The organism is Streptomyces sp. JLBJ103, from assembly GCF_058215575.1.
In genome coordinates, this window is the sequence record NZ_CM177089.1 from 7,344,993 (window position 1) to 7,364,176 (window position 19,184).

Genomic DNA, 19,184 nt, shown 5'->3' on the forward strand with positions numbered 1-19,184 from the left:
TGGGCCGAGACTTTCGTGCCATCCTTCTTGAAGTATTCGCCAATCCTGGGCATCGGTTCCCCCCTCAGCCTGCGGTCATTCCAGCAACTGCACATACTGGCATTGGCCACTGACAGCGAGTCAGCCAGGTCCGTGGTGGACGTCAGCGTGTGGTGCCGCTTGGCAAGGGGGGCGCATCGTTCTCAGTCGTCGACCGGGCCCATCGGGAAGATGGCCACCTCGGTCTTGCCGTGGTGGAAGCTCTGCTTGGAGAGGGGTTCCAGGGCGGCGGCGAGCCACCGGTTGTCCGGGGACCAGCTGAGGGCATCGACGTAGCTGCGCAGCTGGCGGCCGAGGATGATCTTCTTGTCGGCCATCCGCCAGACGCACAGTTCGTGCGGGCGCTCCCGGCCCAACTCCAGATAGCTCAGCTTGCGGCTGAAGCTGCCGATGGCCAGATAGCTGCCGTCCTCGTTCGAGGCGAGGGTGAACAGCCGTTCCGAGGCATGGTCGACCTTGTCGATCACTTCGCCCGTCACCGGGTCGACGACGTAGAGGTTCTGTTGCGCTCCGAGGAAGAGCCGCGAGGAGTCACCGGAGAAGGCCGTGCACTGGATCGGGTCCCATGTGCCCGCGTGGGAGAGCCGACGGGAGGGCTCACGCTTGTCGCCGTGCAGATCGAAGCCACCCTCGCCCGCGCAGTTCGGGCTGATGCCGTACACGCCGTCGCGGGAGCGCAGATTCCCGACCTGGAAGGGCGCCTCGGTCTCCGCCCGCCGGTCGACGTCGTAGGCCCATTGCTTCTCCTCCTCCGGCTCGTTGCCACTGCTGTAGTCCTTGACCACGAGAGTGTGACCGCCCGGCACCCACATCATCAGCGGCATCAGCCAGCCATCGGCGCGGGTGTGCACCACCTCGCTCCAGTCGGTGGTGTCGTAGACCCACACCCGCCCCTGATCGCTGCACAGGGCCAGGTAAGTGCCGTCGTCGGAGAAGTCCATCCCGTTGATGTGGTCGTACGTGACGCTGCCGGTCGTGGTCTCGAACGGCCGCAGAGTGACGGCCGGTCGGGCCAGGTCGGGTATGTGCGGGGAGTCCTCCGCCGTCCAGCTGTCGCCGTTGAGGGGGAAGGCCGCCGAGCCCCAACCGTCGCCCACGCTCAATGGCTCCAGCCACCTGCGGTCGGTGACCTGGATCTCGTACTCGGCCTGAATCAGCAGGTCCTCGTCCTGCCAGGACCCGCCGCGCACGTAGTAGAAGTCATGCATGTCCTCCCACTGGTCGTCCGTGAGCGGGTAGTTGCGAAGCTCCACACGCCCGACCCGGGAGATGAACCGGCGGGCGTTGGCGTCGGCCCATTCGTAGTCGAGGAGCTGGTCGGTGCTCACGGCGTGCCCGAGCGGGCCCTTGCGCTCGTCCCCGTCGTCCAGATAGCCGGCCGCGGCCTCCCAGAGGAAGTGCAGAAAGGTGTTGGGCTCTTCGTTCGGCAGTGGGGTGTGCGTACGGGAGTCGGTGTCGTAGTAGACGACGAACACCTGAAATCTGACGCGGAGTTCATCGGGATCCACGGCAAGAACCCGTACGCCGTACATGTCGGTCGACATCTCGTCTCCTCTGGAACTGGTGGTTCGGACGCAACGCACCTGATGCTCGCAGAGGTGTCCGACAGCGATGCTCACGCATGCGGCAGTACGCGTACCGCGGCGGTACGCGCAGAGCGGGCGGCACCTTGGCCGCCCGCTCTGCGCGCCTATGGGTCCTCGTCCCGCTGATCGGTGGACACCCCGAGTCCGCCGGCGCTGACGAGGACCCCGCGGCCCGGCAGCCGAACACCATCCACACCGACACCGGTGTCGGCTACCGCCGCGTCGCCCGGGACGGCTTCCCCCGAAGGCCGCCCCGGGCGAGCATCAGCAGGCGTCGATGTACCAGACCGGCGCCCAGTTTCCGTGAGGATCGCCGTAGGGGGCGCCCGGAGTGGTGAAGATGAGGTGCTTGTTCTTGTCGTACATCTTCGCCTTGGTGCCGTTGGACTGGTTGTTGTACCAGGAGCCGCCGCTGTTCAGACCGTCCGGGATCTCCTGGAGGTAGCAGTCCTTGAACTTGAAGGCCAGGAAGTGGTAGTTGGCGTCCTTGTAGCCGCAGAAGTAGTACTTCGGGCAGTCGGAGGGCGCCGCCGTGACGCGGGCGCCCGACCCGGGCGAGGCGGCGGAGGCGGTGGCCGCGGCGGTGCCCGTCGCGGTGGCCAGGGCGATGAGGGCTCCGGTCACCAGGGCGGTGCGGCGAATCCGGGTGCGGATGGCTGCGTGTGTCACTGAGGTTGCCTTTCCTGTGGCTTGTCCGGTTCGCTCCTTACGCTTCACCGGTCGCACCGCCAACAATCGAGGCGACCCCCAGTGGGCCGCGATGGATTCGGTCCTGGCCGAACCGTGACCGCGCGGGCCTGACCAGGGGGGAGGAGCCCCTGGGGGAGGGCGGGATCGGGATGCTGCGTGTGCGGTTCACGGCTGATGACCTGCTGCGGGTGACGTTCGCCCGCGAGCCGGCGCCACTGATGGAGCTGGGGCTGGCGCTCGCAGCGGTGCAGCGCCTCGGGCTGCCGCCCGTCTTCGGCAGATGGCAGCAGTCGCTGCGGCGGACCCTGCCGCGGGGCGCGCGGCCGCTGCTGGAGCTGGTGCCGCCCTCGGGCCGGGGGCCGCTGTTCATGGATCCGCTCAGCCGGGGGCTGGACGACGGGCTCGACACGGTCCTGTCCACGCCGGGCGGCTACGCGCGCTCGGAACTGGACCGGATCTGCTCGGCCGGCCGCCGCCCGGTGACCCCCTGGCTTCGCGCCCTGGCCGGTCAGGACCGCGACGCCTGGCAGCTGCTGGCCGGCTCGCTGCGTACCGCGTACGACAGCGTGCTCGAGGAGTCATGGGGCACCATCCGGTCCGCCTTCGACGCCGAACGCGCCTGGCGCACCCGGCTGCTGGCCGAAGAGGGCATCCGGGCCACCCTGGCCGGGCTGGCTCCGGGGCCAGGATGGCGCGGTACCACGCTGGAGTTCGACTGGCCCGAGGAGGCGGTGCTCGAACTCAACGGCCAGGGCCTGACGCTGCTGCCGACCACCGTGTGGAGCGGCTGGCCCATGCTGGCCCCGCGGCCCGGCCTGCCCAGCGTCCTGGTCTATCCGGCGCTCAGCCCGCTGCCGCTGCTCGGCGAGGGGCCGCGCGCCCAACCGCTCGCCGCCCTGCTGGGGTCCACCCGGGCCGCCGCCCTCGCGCTGCTCACCCGGCAGCGCACCACGACCGACCTGGCGGCCGAGCTGTCCATCGCCAAGTCCTCGGCGTCCGAGCACGCCAAGGCGTTGCGCGCGGCCCGGCTGATCACCACCGAGCGCGACGGCAAGGCCGTCTGGCACTCGTGCACCCCGCTCGGCCTGGACCTGCTCGCCGGGACCGGTGGCCCAGGGCCCGCGCCCCGCGCCCAGGCGGCGGGTGCGACGACCTTCAGCCCGGGAGCAGCCCCGAGGCCGTGACCCGGTGCAGGTGGATCAGCACATCGTGGCTGGGCAGCAGCGGGATGTCGAACATCGACAGCCGCGGGTACGCGGTGCCGATGCTCCGGGTCGGGCGGGCGGTGGCGAGCCAGTCCCGGGCCGCGGGAGCGACGGTGCGCTGGTCCAGCAGGTAGTCACGGTGACGCACCCGGTCCAGGGTGTGTTCGTTGCTGCCCGGGGCGGCGGGACCCACGGTGAACCGCCGGTACTTCCCGTCGTCGCCTTGCGCGTTGAACGCTCCGCGGTCGAAGGTGAAGCCGATGCTCACGTAGTCCCGGCCGACCCGGTCGCGGATGAAGGCACCCTGCATCCGCGGGTAGTGCTCCGGGTCGTAGGTCTGGTAGGCGACATGGGCGTTGTGCGCGGACAGCAGGATCCTGTCCCCCGTCTTCCGCTGCCACCACACCGTGTTGTCGGCCATGACGCGGTCGCGGAAGCGCATCGCCGCACGCTCCTGCTCGGGGTCGCCGAAGTCGAACGCGTACCCGCGGGCGGTCCGGGCGATGGCGGTCGCGTCCTGGAGGATCCAGTCGAACCGGTCCCGCTGTGCCCGGGAATCCGGCCGCTGCCGCTGGAGGAGCCGACGGGCCTTGGCGGTCCTGGCGGCCATCTGCCGCCGCTCGGCGAGCGGCTTGGCCAGATAGCTGTTCATGTACGTGTTCACGTCGACGGTGGGACGCAGTCCGCGGTACAACTCGGTAAACTCGGGCAGGAGAGCGGGCTCGTGGTCGCGCACCCAGTCGGTCACCGTGTCGTAGAGGCCCGCCCCGGAGTAGCCGAAGTCGTTGCCCATGAAGTGAACGGGGTCGCCGGGATGGGCCCTGTTGTAGCTGCGCATCCAGGTGAGCAGGGAGAGGTATTCGCGGTTGTTCCACTCCCGGTAGGAGTTCTGGAACTCCTCTCGCATGATCCGCCGCGGATTGCCCTCGCCCCGCAGTACGTAGGCGTCGAGCCGCTGCCCGGTGCTCCAGGGGGCCTCCAGCGCGAACGTCCGGAAACCCCTCTCCCGGACCAGGTAGCGGAGGACACGGTGCTTCATGGTGAAGAACTCGTGCGAACCGTGCGTGGCTTCCCCCAGTCCCACGATCTTCGCGTCGCCCACCATCCGGCCCAGCGGACGCAGATCGCTGGTCGGCCCGGACGGTGCGGTGGACCGGAGCGGCAGAGCGGCCCGCTCCAGAGCACGTAAGGCGGGTTCGTCCCGCCGGGGCTCGGCCTCCGCGGGGGCACCGGTGACGAGCGCCCCCAGACTGGCCAGAGCCACCGTGAGAAGAATCGGCAGATGTCGTTTCATGGATCACAGCATCCCGGCGAGGAACCGGTACGGCGATCATGCCTTCCCCACAGTTCCTGGTGGGGGCAGCCCCCGGAACGCAGCAGTGGTCAGCCCCCCCTGGCCGGTAGGACTGTGGCCGGTGGCGGCCGCATGGGGGATTCCCCAGGAGTCCACTCTGTGGTGAAACCCGGACCGCCGACTCCCCCTCTTCGCGTACGGACTGACGGTCCAACACCTACAGGCACTGCCGACCACCTTGCCGAGGAGACCCCCACACATGGCCGACCACTCCCTCCGCCGCCGGATCACCGCCCGCACCGCCCTCACCACCTTCATGGCCGCGGGCGCCGCCCTCGCCGTCATCACTTCCGCCTCGGCCGCCGTCGCCGCTCCGGGCGGCGGGGCCGCGGCTCCTGCCGCGAAGGCCGCCGCCCCAGCCGTTTCCAAGGTGGAGTACACCGCGAAGGATCGCCGTGATGCCCTCGCCTACTGGACACCCGCCCGGATCAAGGCCGTTGGGGAGTCGACGGACCTCGGGCCCACGGATCCGAAGGTCACGCCCTGGAAGGGCACCGAGATGAAGTCCGTCGGGCGGCTCTTCTTCGTCAACGCAGGCGGTGAGGACTCCTGGTGCACCGCCACCGCCGTCAACAGCGCCAACCGCTCGGTGGTCATGGCCGCGGGCCACTGTGTCCGCCGGGGATCCTCGCCCGACTACACCCACATCGAGATGGTCTTCGTCCCCGGCTACCACAAGGGCAAACAGCCCTACGGCGCCTTCGCGGTCCGCACCACCCTCACCCCGCGCACCTGGGCCGAGGACTCCACCAACGACCTGGCCGCGCTCGTCGTCGACGCCGACACCACGGGCCGCAAACTCACGGACGTCGTCGGTGGCCAGGCCATCGCCTTCAACCGCCCGGTCGGCGGCGCGATCCACGGCTTCGGCTACCCCGCCTCGCGCCCGTCGCGCGGGGAAGAGCTTCTCCACTGCACGGGTAAGGCGAAGCAGGCTCCGCAGGCGGATGAGCAGGTCATGCCCTGCGCTATGGCGGGCGGGTCGAGCGGCGGCCCGTGGCTGGCCGATTTCAACGCCACCACGGGGAAGGGCGTTCTGGTTTCGGTCAACAGCCACGGCGAAGGGCTGAATACCGGCGAGAAGATGTACGGGCCGGTGCTGGGTGCCACGGCCAAGACGGTGTACGAGCAGGCGCAGCGCGGCTGAGCGCCTGGTGCTGATGGCCGCGCGGGGTGCGGGCGCCGACTCTGCGGCAGGAGCCGCTGATGGTCGCCATGTGCGGTGGAGCGGCCGCCCGCGATGATGACGGTCGGGTAACTCCCGCGCGGCCAGGAGGGCAACCGCTTCACACAAGCCACACACAGCGTGCAAGATTTCTCCTACCTCGGCATATCTGGGCCGGGGAAAAGAGGGGAAACTTCAGTGAAGTCAAGAAGATTGAGCCGTACGCGGCGCCGGGCGACCATCATCACGGCGGCTGCGGCCTCGGCCGTCGCGGGGGCGGCTCTGCTGCCCAACTGGAGCGCGGGCGCGTCCACCACGACCGAACCCGAGGTGGACGCCAAGACGAAGGCGACGTTCCAGCGGCTGGCCGACGCGGTCTTCACCGACCGCACCAATGCGCTGGTCGACAAGCCGGGCAAGAAGAAGGGGCCGCTGACTGACGGCTTCTCCGGCAAGGTCGCGCTCTCCTCCGAGTCCGCTCGCACCGAGGACAGCGCCCTGGGCGAGCTCGGCGACCGCAAGGACCGCCTCGCGAGGTACGGCGAGGAGTACAGCGCGGGCGGTACCTCGGTCACCCTGGACCGCACCCGAGTCAACGGCCGCAAGGCCGTCGTCACGGTTACGGAGACCACGAAGCTGGTGTACAAGAAGGTCCACGGCGACGAGCCGAGGACGACCGGGTTCCAGGCGCACCACAAGCTGACGTTCCGGGCCGACGAGAGCGGCGACTGGCGGCTGACCGACATCCGTGAGACGGACGACGGCTATCTCGCCGTCAATCAGCCCGTCAAGCCGAGGACCGCCGCCGCCACCGCCGACGACAACATGCCGTCAGCCCCCCGTGCCGCGACCACCTGGCCCGCGCCCGCCAAGCCCAAGAACCTCACCAGCGGCCGCTACGACTACAAAGCGATGGCCGCCTACGCGGAGAAGTACTGGAGCAACTACAACCCGGCCTACCCGGACTTCAACGGGCACGGTGCGGGCGGCGACTGCACCAACTTCGTCAGCCAGTCCCTCAAGGCGGGCGGCTGGAAGCACGTGCCCGGCTATGTGTATGACTACACCAAGTGGTTCGGCAACGCCGACATACAGTCGGACTCATTCGTCGGTGTCAACGAGTTGTCCTGGTTCGCGCTGAACTCCAAGCGCGTCACCAGCCTCGGCTACGTCTACCAGATGGATGTCGGCGACGTGCTCCAGGTGGACTTCGACAAGGACGGGTCCAAGGACCACACCATGATCGTCACGTACCGCAGCCCGCAGGGTGTGCCGTACCTGACCTATCACTCCACCAACACCTACCGGCGGTCGGTGGCGAGCATCATCGCGTCGTACCCGAACTCCGCGTACTACGCCTACCGCACCTGATCCCCGCCCGTCGCCAGTCCCACCGCCCGGCTCCTCCGGTCCGGGCGGCGGGTTCTTGACGGGCTTGGTGTGTGGTGGGCTGTGGCCGGCTGTCAGGTGTTCTGGGCCTTGTCGTACAGGCCCTTCGCCACGTCACCGAAGTACGGGCCGAACATCTGGTTCGGCCAGAAGGTGTAGCCGAAGCTGTTCACGGAGACCTGGAGCCCGGTGCCGTTGGCCTCGTTGAAGCCGGTGAACCAGGGGCCGCCGCTGGAGCCGCCCGTCATATTGCAGGCGAGGCCGTGATCCTGTGTGAGGAGGAAGTCCTTCGAGCTGTTGCCGCTGCAATAGATGAGCTTCGTGCCGTCGTACGGCGCGGCGGCCGGGAAGCCGAAGGAGTGCATCGGCTTGTTGTAGCCGCCGTTGAACTGGATTCCTTGCGCACCGACGACTGAGGTGAGCTTCTTGCCGTCCAGCGGGGCGACGACCGCGGCGCCGATGTCGTTGTTCATGTCCTCACTCGCCTCCCACTGCGGGGTGGTGAGTGTCTTGGCCGCGGCCCACTTGCCGTACGGTGCGTCGCCGTTGTTGTAGGCGGGCACGAAGACCCAGTTGGTGTGCCAGTTGCCCTGGTACTTCACACAGTGTCCGGCGGTGATGACAGTGCTGGCGTTCTGGCTTGTCACGGCGTTGCCGGAGCAGGAAGCGTTACGCCCCTGGTAGGTGAAGAACACCCGGCCCGAGGTGTTGACGATGGCCCCGCGACCGGTCCACGGGCCACCGGCCTGCGGGAAGGAGGCGGGGGCGGCCGTGGGTTCGACGGTCGTCGACTGGCCGCTGGTCCTGGGGGCCTTCAGCCTCTTGGCGTCCTGCGGGGTCAGCTCCAGATCGAGCGGGGTGGCCGCGCGCATCCGCTCGGCGGTCCAGAAGGTGCGGGCCCTGTGCTGTTCGGCGATCGAGGCGGTGCGGGCCGCTGCCGACGGTCCGGAGGCCGATTCGGGGGGTGCCGCGTTGGCCGTACCGGCATCGAGGAGGCCGCCGGTGAGCAGGGCTCCAACGGCCAGCAGAATGCCCGCGGCAGTGCGATGGCGTCTCACGCATGTCTCCTTCTGCCGTGCCAGGACTGGTCGGGTCCGGGCAGGGTGGGGGAATGAAGAGCGGTGCGGATAGACGTGCGTGAGGCAGCGTGCCACGGGAATCTTGACTTGTCAGGGGCGTGCCAACCTATTTCTTGGCCGGACGTCACCGGCGCGGCCACCGAATGCCGACTCGCGGACCTCGAATCGTCAAGCTTCCACGGCTCATCGGGAGGCGTGAACCACCTGGATCCTGCCGGTTACTCGTGCGAGAGCGATAGCTACAGAGGCAGTGGCAGCAGGCAGGTCTCGCCCGGGGGTACGGAGATGGTGCGGTCGCCCAGTGCCACATCGATGGGTTCACGGTCGGAGGCAGAGACGGTGATCCGCATCTGATAGGCCGTCAGTCGAAGGCGCACTCCCCAGTGGCCCCGGTAGCGGATCGACAGCCCGAAGCGCGAGAGTTCGGGGAGGGGCACGGGGTCCAGTCGCAGCGTCCCACCATGGGGCTCCAGACCGGTCAGGCCCCGCTGTACGAGGTCGAGGGCGCCGGCCATCGCACCGAGGTGGATGCCTTCCCCGGTGGTGCCGCCTTGCAGGTCGGCGATGTCCCCGGCAAGCGCCTCCCGGCAGTACCGCCAGGCATCCGCCCGTCGCACCCGGGGCAGCACCCAGGCATGGACGAGGCTGCTGAGGGTAGAGCCGTGGCAGGTGCGGCGCAGGTAGTAGTCGACGGTGCGCTGCCAGGTGGTGTCGTCCAGCTCGTAACCGAGTCGCCGGAAGAGCCGGTGGAGCTCCCGCGGTGAGGAGAGATAGCCGAGCATCAGCACATCGGCCTGTTTGGACGCCTGGTAGCGGTTGACCGTATCGCCCTCCGCCTCCAGGATCCGGTCCAGTCGCCGGATGTCGCCGTAAGCGCTGCGGTAGCGGTCCCAATTGAGCTCGGCGAGCTCACCGCAGCCCTCGAACTGGCCGATGAGCCCGTGGTGCCAGGGCACCAGCAGTCTCCGGGACACGTCCTCCCAGACATCGAGTTCCGCGTCGGCCAGCTCGGTGCGCTCGAACAGGTCCCGGCGGCGCGGCTGGGGCAGGGAGCGCAGCAGGTCGAGGGCGCGGGCGAGTCCCCATGCGGCGGTGGCGTTGGTGTACGCGTTGTCGTCGATGCCGGGACGGGAGGCCCCGGGGTAGGCGTCGTGATACTCGTCGGGGCCGACCACGCCGAGGATCCGGTAGCGACCGCGGGCCTGAGCGCGGATTGAGATGCAGCCGTTGGGTCTCCTCGCGGCCGTCGCTCCCGCTCTGCCACGGGTACATCGCGCCCGCCCGTCCGGCGTTCCGGGCCGCGAAGCAGGCTTGTTCCAGCGTCGGTGGCGGTAGTTCAGCAGGGCCCGGGAGACCTCGGTGAAGTGTAGGTTCAGAAACGGCAGGACGAACAGCTCGTCCCAGAACACATGGCCCCGGTACGCCTCGCCGTGCAGCCCGCGCGCGGGCACCCCGACATCCAGGTCCGCGCTGTGCGGGGAGAGCGTTTGCAGCAGATGGAACAGGTGCAGCCGCAGGATCCGCCCGGCATCGCCGGGCACATCCACATCACACGCCCGCCACAGCTGATCCCATGCCGTGCGGTGTGAACGCATCAGCGTCCCGAAGTCCGGCGCACGGCCCACGCGGTCGATGGCCGCGTGCAGGGGATCGCTGATCGCCGGGTCGCGGGAGGTGTGCAGGGCAACACACTTGTCGACGGTCACCGTCCGACGGCGTTCCAGCCGCAACCGCAGCAGAACGGAGGCACGCCCGGGTTCATGGGCGGTGGCGGTGGCGGTGGCTCCGGTGCCGTCGGTGGTGGTACGGGCGGCCATGCCGACGCGGATGTCGGAGGTGCGGGTGCGACAGCGCAGCCAGATCGTGTCACCGGCGGGTGCGGTACCCGTGTGCACATGAGTGAGGTGCTGAGGGGCCGGCTGCCGGTACCTGGCGACGCCCGTATTGGCGACCGTGCCGTCCAGCGTCGACTCCACCTCCAGCTGCCCCGACCAGTCCTCGGCCGTGAGCTCGGTCCGCAGCGCCGCCAGATGCGGATCGCCCAGGTGGACCAGACGCAGCTGCCGCACGAGCAGATGCCGTCCGGCACCGTCCGCGTAGCGCGTGGTGCGTTCCAGGATCCCCGCGCGCAGATCGAGCCTCAGACGGTGGTCGAGCGGGGTGTGGGTGTCCGGTGTGAACCACGGTGTGGCTGTGTCCTCGACGGTGCCGGTCTCGCGGGTTCGGAACCGCAGCGGCAGCCAATTGGGCAGATTGACCAGGTCCTCGTTCTCCACTCGCTGGCCAGCCACTTCGGACTCCAGCCGGTCGTAGCAGCCCGCGGCGTACGTGCCGGGGCTGTGAACGGTGTCCGCGTCGCACTCGGGGAGGGCGCCCCCGGGTTGCGATGTAGCCGTTGCCCAGGGCACACAACGACTCCCTCAGCCGCTCCCCGGCCGGTTCATAGCCCTCGTACGGCCACGTCCATCGGGCGTCGCCGGGCCGAGGGCGACGGGCGGCTCCATGGTGTGCGTCTCCATGATGACCACAGCCCTTCCCGTGTGCTGCCGTGTTTCCATCCTGCCTCCGCATGGTGTGCGTCCGCTCCGGTGGCAGGAGGACACCGGTCGGCCGGACACTGGAGATGCCGGACACTGGAGATGGTGGGGGCGGTCGGAACGCCGTGCGGAGCGGTGGAGGGAGGAGGAAGGTCCCGTGCCCGAGACTCCGCACATCTTGGGTGATGTGATGACACGGACGGTGGTCGCCGTCGGGCGTGACGCGCCGTTCAAGGAGCTGGTGCGGACCCTGAGCGAGTGGCATGTGAGTGCCATGCCGGTGCTGGAGGGCGAGGGGCGGGTCATCGGTGTCGTTTCCGAGGCGGATCTGCTGCCCAAGGAGGAATTCCGGGACGATCCGGACCGCGTCGAGCGGTTGCGGCACCGCCCCGGGCTGGCGAAGGCCGGAGCGGTGACGGCGGAGGAGCTGATGACCTCCCCGGCGGTGACCGTGCACACGGACGCCACCCTGCCCGAGGCAGCCCGGATCATGGCCGTCAAAGGCGTCAAGCGGCTTCCCGTGGTCGATGCCGAGGGGATGTTGCGGGGCATCGTCAGCCGGGGGGATCTACTGAAGGTCTTCCTCCGTCCGGAAGAGGACATCGAGGAGGAGGTCCGGCGCACCGTGGTGTCGTACCTGTTCCCCGGCAACACCAGCGTTCGCGTCCGGGTGGCCGACGGAGTTGTCACCCTGAGCGGACAGCTGCGGGACACTGCGCTGATCCCGGTGGCGGCGCGGCTGACCCGGGCCGTGGAGGGCGTTGTCGACGTCGAATGCCACTTCCGGGGCGTCGGACCGGACGACGCCGCCCGCACCAGCTGAGAGCGGATTACTCCGGGGCTGTGCGGTGGCGCCTACGGCTCGATGTCCAGCACGTCCTGGACCGGCCTTCGGGGAGTCCGCGTACCGGGGCGGCCGTACCCCAGTCGCAGCACCATCTGCACATATGCCATGCCTGACGTCGGGTCGCGCAGTGGCCAGCGCAGTTCGTGCCATTCGAGGGCCTGGGTGACGAACGAGGTGGCCAGCCCCTCGAGGGTGGCCCGCAACAGTACCCGTTCCATCGCCAGACCGGCCCGCAGCCAGTCCTCGGGCCGGTCGTGTGCGGTGCTCAGCAGCGCCAGGTGGGGGGTGGTCTCGAAGTCGGCGGTCGGGCGGCCGGGGACCGTTCTGCCGCCCGCGAAGTCCCGCACGGGGGCCTTGCCGGTCCGGCGGCGGGGCCCGAAGGCGGACTCCGGGACTCCTTCGGTGGCCGGACCCGTATCGTCCGCCCTGCGGGTGAAGCGGGCCAGTTCCGCCGCGGTGTCGGCATCGGTGAGGTTGCGGGCCTCGGCCTCCTGAATCAAGTCCACAACCGACCCCAGATGCCACCCGGAGGGGAAGGCCAGCGAAACCCTCTCCCTCTGCGCGGCCTCGACGAGAGCGGTGCGCACCGAGTCGGGTATCGCCTTCTCGGCGAAGGGGTACCGGCTGGTGTGCCGGGTGTGCACAGCGGGGTACAAAGCCGCCGGATCGTCCTCGTCGCCGAGCGGGCCGGCCAGTGTCAGGGAGGCCAGCAGCATCGGGTCGCGGGGGTCGGGCAGCAGCCGGGTCACCGCCTGCCGGCCCTCGTGTGCGACCGCGACCCGCAGGTTCATCAGCGCGGCACCACAGCCGATGTGCAGGGCGCGGAGTTCGGGGTCGGTGTGCGGCAGAGAGCCCCGGAGGTCGGCCCTCAGCTGGAAGACGCGGTTGCGCCGGAAGTACCGGAACCGCCAGGGCTGGGCGTTGTGCATCGAGGGGGCGGCCGTGGCGTCTCGCACCAGATCCATGACCACCGCGTCGGAGAGTGCACGGGCGCCCCGGTGCGCCGCAGCGGATCCGCGACGCCCGGTCGCCTCCGGTTGCCCTTCCGGTCCGTGCCCGATGTGGTGAACGTGTGCGTCCGGACCGGGGAACACCAGGGTGACCTGGTCGGAGTCCGACCACCGCACGTCATAGGGAGGTGTCCCGTCGTCGTGGTGGAGTCCGACGATCTCACCGTCCCGCTTGGCGGCACCGGTGGTGGGGCTTTCCACGATCAGTTGGTCGCCGACGTGAGCATGCATCGATATCCCGCCTCTCTGTCCGCACTTCCAATGTGTCACCGCGGACAGGCGGTGTCCTGGGGCGGAAAGCCCTCGAGTGAGGGGCCGGATGGGCCCCGTTGTGGGCCGAAAGGAACTCGTGGGGTACTCGCGGTCCTGGAGAGGCTTCCCGCGACATGGACACTGTCATGGAGCGCGTCGTCACCGTGGGTATCGATGGACGCCGCCGCACGGCCCCACGCGGACGGGGGTGCACCACAGGTTCAGACCGCGCGGTCCTGGGTGAAGTGGCTGGGTCGCCCGTCGCGCAGGACCAGGCGCCCTTGCTGCGCGGCCCTGGCGCGGGACATGAGGGTCCAGCTGCCGTCGGCGCGGTGCAGGGCGGCCGAATGCCAGGGTGTGGTCCAGACGTCCGGCGCGTCGAGGAGGCGGATGCCGAACTTGGGGGCGCCGATGGGCTGCGGATGGATGGACAGCCGGACGGAGTGCGGATGGTGGTCGGCGATGAGGTCACCCCAGGCCCGGCTGCGCTGGATGACTCCGTAGGCCCGCTGCCGGCAGCGGCGTTGGAGGGCCGAGCGAGTGCCGGGGAAGTCGGCGGTGTCCTCGACGAGAAAGCGGGTGATGCCGCGGTAGAGGGCGAGGGCGTGGTCGTCCGTGGCGACCTCGGCGCGGAGCGATTCCAGGGCGGGGGCGTAAGCCTCATGGACGTGGCTGCGTTTCGCGTCGTGGGGCAGGTCGCCCAGGACATCTCGCAGATCGAAGACGGAAAGTCTCTCCAGGCCGAGTCCGCTTATGAGGACGCGTAGTTCGTCGGCGTAGGCGTCGATGTGCTCGTCGGGGACGCCGATGAGGTCGCCGAAGATGTGGCCGTCGGAGCAGATGACCATGCGGGCGCCGGGCGGATGGATCCGCTCGATCTCGGCGCACAGGGCGTTGAGGAAGGTGAGGGAGAGGCGTTCACCCATGTCGGGGAGGTGACCGAGCACCTTGGCGGGGTTGGGGGACTTGCAGGGGAAACCGGGCAGGGTGAAGACGATGGGAGCGCCCTCGCGTACGAAGTCACTGATCTGGCGCAGTTGGTGCGGGAACGCCTCGGCGGAGGCACGGGCGTGTCCGGTCGTTCGATGGTGCGGCAGGAGCAGGTTCAGGATCGCGGCGCTGATGTTCGTGGGGAGGGTGTCCGGCGCGGGAGTCAACGGCATGTCGTTCCTCCGAGAGGTGTGTGTGGGGGGGCGTGCGGGCATGGCGGCATGGCGGCATGGCGCAGTGCCGGAACGTGGCCAGGCGCTGTCGGGCAAATGGGGGGTGCTGCTAGGCCCTGTCCTGCCGATCTTCGCGGGCCCGCGACGCCTGGCACCGCGCCTCGCCGCGTTGTCGGGATCATCCGAGTACGCCCAGTACGAGGACGACCCTCCGCCTTGCGATCCACGGCACCAGACGCCGCGGGCTGATCCATGAAGATCGACAGGACAGGACCTAGGGGGCTGCTAGGTCGGAGCCGGTCGGCCGTACGTCGGTGTCAGAGCCGTCGGTCGTAGCCGACCGGCAGGTGGTTGGTGCCGCGGCCGAGGACGGCCGGGATCCACTCGATGTCCTCGTCCTTGATGGCCAGGCGCAGACCGGGGAGGCGCCTGAGGAGCGTCCCGAGCGCGATCCGGAGTTCGGTGCGGGCGAGGGCGGCACCGGGGCAGAAGTGGATGCCGTGGCCGAAGGCGAGATGCGGGTTGGGGCTGCGGTCGAGGTCGAGGGTGTCGGGGTCGGGGAAGCGGCGCGGGTCGCGGTTGGCGGCGCACAGGGAGACGATCACGGAGTCACCGGCCGGTACCTCGGTCCCGTGGAGGTCGCTGTCCTTGTCGAAGAAGCGCCAGGTGGTCAGTTCGAAGGCGCTGTCGTAGCGGAGGAGTTCCTCGACCGCCCGGGGGAGGAGGTCCGGGTCCTCACGCAGCCGGGCCAGCTCGGCCGGGTGGCGGAAGAGGGCGATCAGCGCCGTGGTGATCTGGTTGGTGACCGGCTCCTGGCCCGCCACCAGAAGCTGGAAGATCATGGAGTCCAGCTCCTCCTGCGACAGTTCGCCCTGGTCGCGGGCCATGACCAGACGGCTGAGCAGGTCATCGTCCCCGTGCTCACGCTTGTGGGAGACGATCTCGGCGATATAGCTCTGTAGCCCGTGCAGTCGCGCCTCGTACAGCGGCCGTCCGGGGTCGGTGGGGCCGACCGGCTGGACGACCTTCCCCCAGTCGCGGTCGAAGCAGGCCGCCAACTCCTCGGGAAGGCCGATGACTTCGGCGAGGACTTGGAAGGGATAGTGGGCGGCGAATCCGGTCACGAGATCGGCGGGGCCCGTCTCGGGCAGCGCGTCGATCAGGGTGTCGGCCAGCTGCTGGAAACGGGGGCGTAGACCCTCGATACGGCGCGGGGTGAAGGCGTCGGTGACGAAGCGCCGCATCCGGGTGTGCCGGGGCGGGTCCTGATGGAGGAGGTGGACCTGGAGCTGGGAGTGCTGCGGCTCCGGCATGATCGAGGCGCGGGCGCGCCAGCGGTCGTTGCCCCGGTCGTGGTTCTTGCCCAGGCGGTCGTCGTTGAGCGCGGAGTGGGCGGCGTCGTAGCCGGTGACGAGCCACGCCCGCACCCCGCTGGGGAAGAGCACGCGGTGGACCGGGCCCGTGTCGCGCATGCGCTCGTAGAGGGGATAGGGGTCGGCCTTGTAGGGGCAGCCCATCAGCGGTACCGGCTCGGTGAGGGGCTCGGTGGCCGTCTCGGTGTGGTGCGGGGTCATGAACGGGGCTCCTCAGAGGGCGAGTTCGGGCTGATGGTGGTCCAGCCACAGGGCGAGGTCGACAACACGTTCCAGCCGCAGCCGGTGGCCCCACTCCAGCCGGTCGGGCGGTGTGTCCAGGCAGGGTTTGATCTGGGTCTCGTCGGCGAGGGCGCGGACCTGCTCGGTGGCCAGGGCCCCACGGGCCAGGTCCTGAAGGCCGCGGTTGTAGTCGGGGTGGTGGGTGGCCGGGTAGTGGTTCTTGGGCCGGTGCAGCACCGAGTCGGGGGCAAGACCGGCACCGGCGGCACGCAGCAGGCTCTTCTCGCGGCCGTCGAAACTCTTCAGCGACCAGGGTGTGTTGAAGGCGTACTCGACGAGCCGGTGGTCGCAGTAGGGGACGCGCACCTCCAGGCCCTGGCTCATGCTCAACCGGTCCTTGCGGTGGAGCAGTTGACGGAGCCAGCGGGTGAGGGAGAGGTGCTGCATCTCGCGCTGACGGTGCTCGGCCGGACTCTCGTCGTCCAGGTGCGGTACGGCAGCCAGGGCGCCACGGTAGGTGTCCTCGCGGAACTCGCCGATGCGCAGGTCGAGGTCGGGGTTGAGGGGCATGGCGGCCTCGTCGCCGGTGACCAGGAGCCAGGGGAAGGTGGCCGCCGCCAGCGCCTTCGGGTTGTGGAACCAGGGGTAGCCGCCGAAGACCTCGTCGGCGGCCTCGCCGGACAGGGCGACGGTGGAGTGCCCGCGTATCTCCCCGAAGAGCAGATAGAGCGAGGTGTCCATGTCGCCGACGCCGATCGGCGAGTCGCGTGCCACGACGACCGCCGTGCGGTGCTCGGGGTCGAGCAGGGCACGCGGGTCGAGCACGACGGTGCTGTGGTCGGTGCCGATGAAGGTCCCGGCCTCGATGGCGTACGGGGTGTCGTGGCCGGTCCGCAGTACGTCCCCGGTGAACCGCTCGGCCTGGTCGCTGTAGTCGACGGCGTAGGAGCGGATGCGGGCGTCCGGGCCTTCGCGCAGCCGCAGTTCATCGGCGAGCAGGGCGGTCAGAACGGTGGAGTCGATGCCACCGGACAGCAGGGAGCAGAGCGGTACGTCGGCCTCCAGCTGGCCGCGGGCGGCCCTGCCGACCAGGTCTCGGATCCGTTCGACCGTCTCGTCCCGCCCGTCGCCGTGGGCCCGCGCTTCCAGCTGCCAATAGCGGCGTTCGCGGATGCCGTCGCGGTCCAGGACGAGCAGCCCGCCGGGTTCGATCTCCCGGACACCGGACCACACGGTCGGGCCGGTGTTGAACAGCAGGCTGTATGCCTCCCGCAGCCCGTCGGCATCCACCCGCGGCCGGATCTCGGGGTGGGCGAACAGCGCCTTGGGTTCGGAGGCGAAGGCCAGGCCGCCATCGACGGCCGCCCAGAACAGCGGTTTGACGCCCAGCCGGTCGCGCACCAGCAGCAGCCGCTGGGCCCGCTCGTCCCAGACCGCGAAGGCGAACATGCCGTCCAGGTGGTCGGCGACGTCCTCGCCCCACTCCGCGTAGGCGCGCAGCACCACCTCGGTGTCGCTGCGGGTGCGGAAGGCATGCCCCCGGGCCCGCAGTTCGGCGCGCAGCTCATGGTGGTTGTAGACCTCACCGCTGTAGCTGAGCACGGCGGTCGGCTCATCCGGACGGTCGGTCATGGGCTGTACGCCGCCGGCCAGGTCGATGACGGCCAGGCGGCGGTGACCGATCGCGGCGTGCCGGCCGAGCCAGACGCCGCCCGCGTCGGGGCCGCGTGGGGTGAGGGCGGCGGTCATGGCCTCGATGACCGGGGCGCGCGTGCGGGCGTCGTCGGGGAGGGGCGGGCGGAAGGACGCCCAGCCGGTGATTCCACACATACAGCTGGCTCCTGGATCAGGGGTGTGCGGCGGACGCCGCGTCGGTGGTCTTATCGGGCTCGGGTCCGGGCTTGGCGGCCGGCCATACGAGCAGGGGTACGGCGAGACAGGCGGCGGTGGCGGCCAAGGCAAGACCCGCTCCTGCCCCGCCGCTCAGTCCCCAGGCGGCCGTGGCCAGGGCGGGGCCGAGGGTGAAGCCGAGGCTGCGGGCGAGCTGCACGGTGGACCCGACGGTTGCGGTCCGATCCGCTGGGACGGCACCCATGACCAGGGCCTGGGCGGGCCCGCCGTTCAGCCCCATCCCCATCCCGGCCAGCGCCAGCCGCCAGGCCATCTGCGCTGCGGACCAGTCGCCGTCCAACGGAACCAGCAGCAGCAGTCCGGAGGCGGTGAGCACGGCACCGGCGACCGCGACCGGCCGGGCCCCGCACCGGTCGGCGAGGCGTCCACCGAGCGGCCCGGCCAGTCCCATGCCCAGCGGAAAGGCGAGGACGATCAGCCCGGTCGTCGTGGCGCTGACGCCGTCGTCCCGCTGGAGGTGCAGGGCGACGACGTAATGCATGGCCGCGAATCCGGCCGCGAGGGTCAGCACGGCCCCGTGGGCCGGGAGCAGCCCGGTCGTACGCAGGACGCCGGTGACCGGGCGACCGCCCGGCCCGCGCAGCCACCACCACAGCGGGGGCAGCGCGACCGTTGCGAGGAGCAGCCACCACGGCCCGTCCGGTGCCAGCGTCAACGCCAGCAGCAGGGCCGCGACCCCCGTGGCCACCAGCAGTGCGTCGGCCACAGCCCGGCGATCGGGCGGGCGCAGTCCACCGTCCCGGGGCATCGCCCTCCACGCGAAGGCCAGGGCCAGTACACAGAAGGGGATCTTGACAAGGAGGACGGACCGCCAGCCGAAGTGGTCGATCAGCAGACCGCCGAGGGCCGGTCCGGTCACCGCGCCCAGCGGGCCGAGGGTCGCGGGCACGCTCATGGCCCGCCCGCGCAGCTCCGGCCGTACCGACCGGATCGCCAGCACCGGCATCAGCACGAACAACACCGCACCGAACGCCCCCTGCGCGAGGCGGGCGGCGATCAGCCACCCGGCCCAGGGCGCGACGGCGGCCAGCGCACTGCACAGGGCGAAGCCGGTGGTGGCGGCCAGCAGGGCGGAGCGCGGCCCTACCCGGTCCAGCCACCGGCCGACCGGCAACAGCAGGGCCACCACGGAGATCTGGTAGCCCAGCACGGCCCACTGGGCGGTCTCGGCGGACACCTCCAAGCTGTCGGCGATGTCCGCCAGGGCCACATTGACGATGTTCATGTCGAGCATCGCCACGAACGACAGCACGCCCGCCACGGCCACCAGCGTCCAGCGGTCCTCGCCCCCGGAACCGACGGGATCGGTGGGTATGTCACCGGGCCCTTCCGCACCGGGACTTCGCTGCTTCATCCTTGCGC

General features: G+C 70.0%; 14 protein-coding genes and 1 pseudogene. 4 read left to right on the forward strand and 11 right to left on the reverse strand.

All coding sequences use genetic code 11. The annotated features are described in order from the left end of the window. Positions 1–182: 182 nt before the first annotated feature. The gene (locus AC4BEG_RS31770; protein WP_490703107.1) at positions 183–1,583 is read right to left on the reverse strand and encodes a WD40 repeat domain-containing protein; all 1,401 of its coding nucleotides are present in this window, start codon (positions 1,581–1,583) and stop codon (positions 183–185) included. Positions 1,584–1,889: 306 nt separating this feature from the next. Then, positions 1,890–2,294 (reverse strand): hypothetical protein, encoded by a 405-nt coding sequence (locus AC4BEG_RS31775; RefSeq protein ID WP_490703108.1) that lies wholly within the window; start codon positions 2,292–2,294, stop codon positions 1,890–1,892. A gap of 170 nt (positions 2,295–2,464) precedes the next feature. Between AC4BEG_RS31775 and AC4BEG_RS31780 the strand changes: the two genes are divergently transcribed. Next, the gene (locus AC4BEG_RS31780; RefSeq protein WP_490703109.1) at positions 2,465–3,499 is read left to right on the forward strand and encodes an ArsR/SmtB family transcription factor; all 1,035 of its coding nucleotides are present in this window, start codon (positions 2,465–2,467) and stop codon (positions 3,497–3,499) included. On the opposite strand, the gene AC4BEG_RS31785 is transcribed toward AC4BEG_RS31780, so the two are convergent. After that, positions 3,471–4,814, reverse strand: coding sequence for an erythromycin esterase family protein (locus AC4BEG_RS31785; protein WP_490703110.1), 1,344 nt, complete (start codon positions 4,812–4,814; stop codon positions 3,471–3,473). The genes AC4BEG_RS31780 and AC4BEG_RS31785 overlap by 29 nt on opposite strands. Positions 4,815–5,073: 259 nt before the next feature. On the opposite strand from AC4BEG_RS31785, the gene AC4BEG_RS31790 reads away from it, so the two are divergent. Together AC4BEG_RS31790 and AC4BEG_RS31795 are read left to right on the forward strand one after the other, a co-directional pair. Continuing rightward, positions 5,074–6,021 carry a trypsin-like serine peptidase gene (locus AC4BEG_RS31790; RefSeq protein WP_490703111.1) on the forward strand — a complete coding sequence of 316 codons (948 nt, stop codon included), beginning with the start codon at positions 5,074–5,076 and terminating at the stop codon, positions 6,019–6,021. Positions 6,022–6,237: 216 nt separating this feature from the next. After that, the gene (locus AC4BEG_RS31795; protein ID WP_490703112.1) at positions 6,238–7,410 is read left to right on the forward strand and encodes an amidase domain-containing protein; all 1,173 of its coding nucleotides are present in this window, start codon (positions 6,238–6,240) and stop codon (positions 7,408–7,410) included. A 92-nt stretch (positions 7,411–7,502) separates the two neighbouring features. Here AC4BEG_RS31795 and AC4BEG_RS31800 read toward each other — a convergent pair whose 3' ends face one another. The 3 genes and pseudogenes from AC4BEG_RS31800 to AC4BEG_RS31810 all read right to left on the reverse strand — a co-directional run. Beyond that, a complete protein-coding gene (locus tag AC4BEG_RS31800) occupies positions 7,503–8,486 on the reverse strand; it encodes a trypsin-like serine peptidase (protein WP_490703113.1) in 984 nt (327 codons plus the stop codon). A gap of 260 nt (positions 8,487–8,746) precedes the next feature. Then, positions 8,747–9,682 carry a glycosyl hydrolase family 65 domain-containing protein gene (locus AC4BEG_RS31805; RefSeq protein ID WP_490703114.1) on the reverse strand — a complete coding sequence of 312 codons (936 nt, stop codon included), beginning with the start codon at positions 9,680–9,682 and terminating at the stop codon, positions 8,747–8,749. An 82-nt stretch (positions 9,683–9,764) separates the two neighbouring features. Continuing rightward, positions 9,765–11,309, reverse strand: a pseudogene (locus AC4BEG_RS31810) (glycoside hydrolase family 65 protein); the annotation flags it as partial. On the opposite strand from AC4BEG_RS31810, the gene AC4BEG_RS31815 reads away from it, so the two are divergent. Continuing rightward, positions 11,202–11,867: a CBS domain-containing protein gene (locus AC4BEG_RS31815; RefSeq protein ID WP_490703115.1), complete on the forward strand. Its 666-nt coding sequence runs from the start codon at positions 11,202–11,204 to the stop codon at positions 11,865–11,867. The pseudogene AC4BEG_RS31810 and the gene AC4BEG_RS31815 sit on opposite strands and share 108 nt — an antisense overlap. A gap of 32 nt (positions 11,868–11,899) precedes the next feature. On the opposite strand, the gene AC4BEG_RS31820 is transcribed toward AC4BEG_RS31815, so the two are convergent. From AC4BEG_RS31820 to AC4BEG_RS31840, 5 genes are all read right to left on the reverse strand, one after another. Then, a complete protein-coding gene (locus AC4BEG_RS31820; RefSeq protein WP_490703116.1) occupies positions 11,900–13,132 on the reverse strand; it encodes an Acg family FMN-binding oxidoreductase in 1,233 nt (410 codons plus the stop codon). 242 nt (positions 13,133–13,374) lie between these two features. Continuing rightward, the gene (locus tag AC4BEG_RS31825; protein WP_490703117.1) at positions 13,375–14,316 is read right to left on the reverse strand and encodes an L-tyrosine/L-tryptophan isonitrile synthase family protein; all 942 of its coding nucleotides are present in this window, start codon (positions 14,314–14,316) and stop codon (positions 13,375–13,377) included. Between the two features lie 317 nt (positions 14,317–14,633). Next, positions 14,634–15,890 carry a cytochrome P450 family protein gene (locus tag AC4BEG_RS31830; RefSeq protein ID WP_490703118.1) on the reverse strand — a complete coding sequence of 419 codons (1,257 nt, stop codon included), beginning with the start codon at positions 15,888–15,890 and terminating at the stop codon, positions 14,634–14,636. 12 nt (positions 15,891–15,902) lie between these two features. Then, positions 15,903–17,741 carry an asparagine synthase (glutamine-hydrolyzing) gene (gene asnB, locus AC4BEG_RS31835; RefSeq protein WP_490703119.1) on the reverse strand — a complete coding sequence of 613 codons (1,839 nt, stop codon included), beginning with the start codon at positions 17,739–17,741 and terminating at the stop codon, positions 15,903–15,905. A gap of 16 nt (positions 17,742–17,757) precedes the next feature. Further along, positions 17,758–19,176 (reverse strand): MFS transporter, encoded by a 1,419-nt coding sequence (locus AC4BEG_RS31840; protein ID WP_490703120.1) that lies wholly within the window; start codon positions 19,174–19,176, stop codon positions 17,758–17,760. Positions 19,177–19,184: the final 8 nt, after the last annotated feature.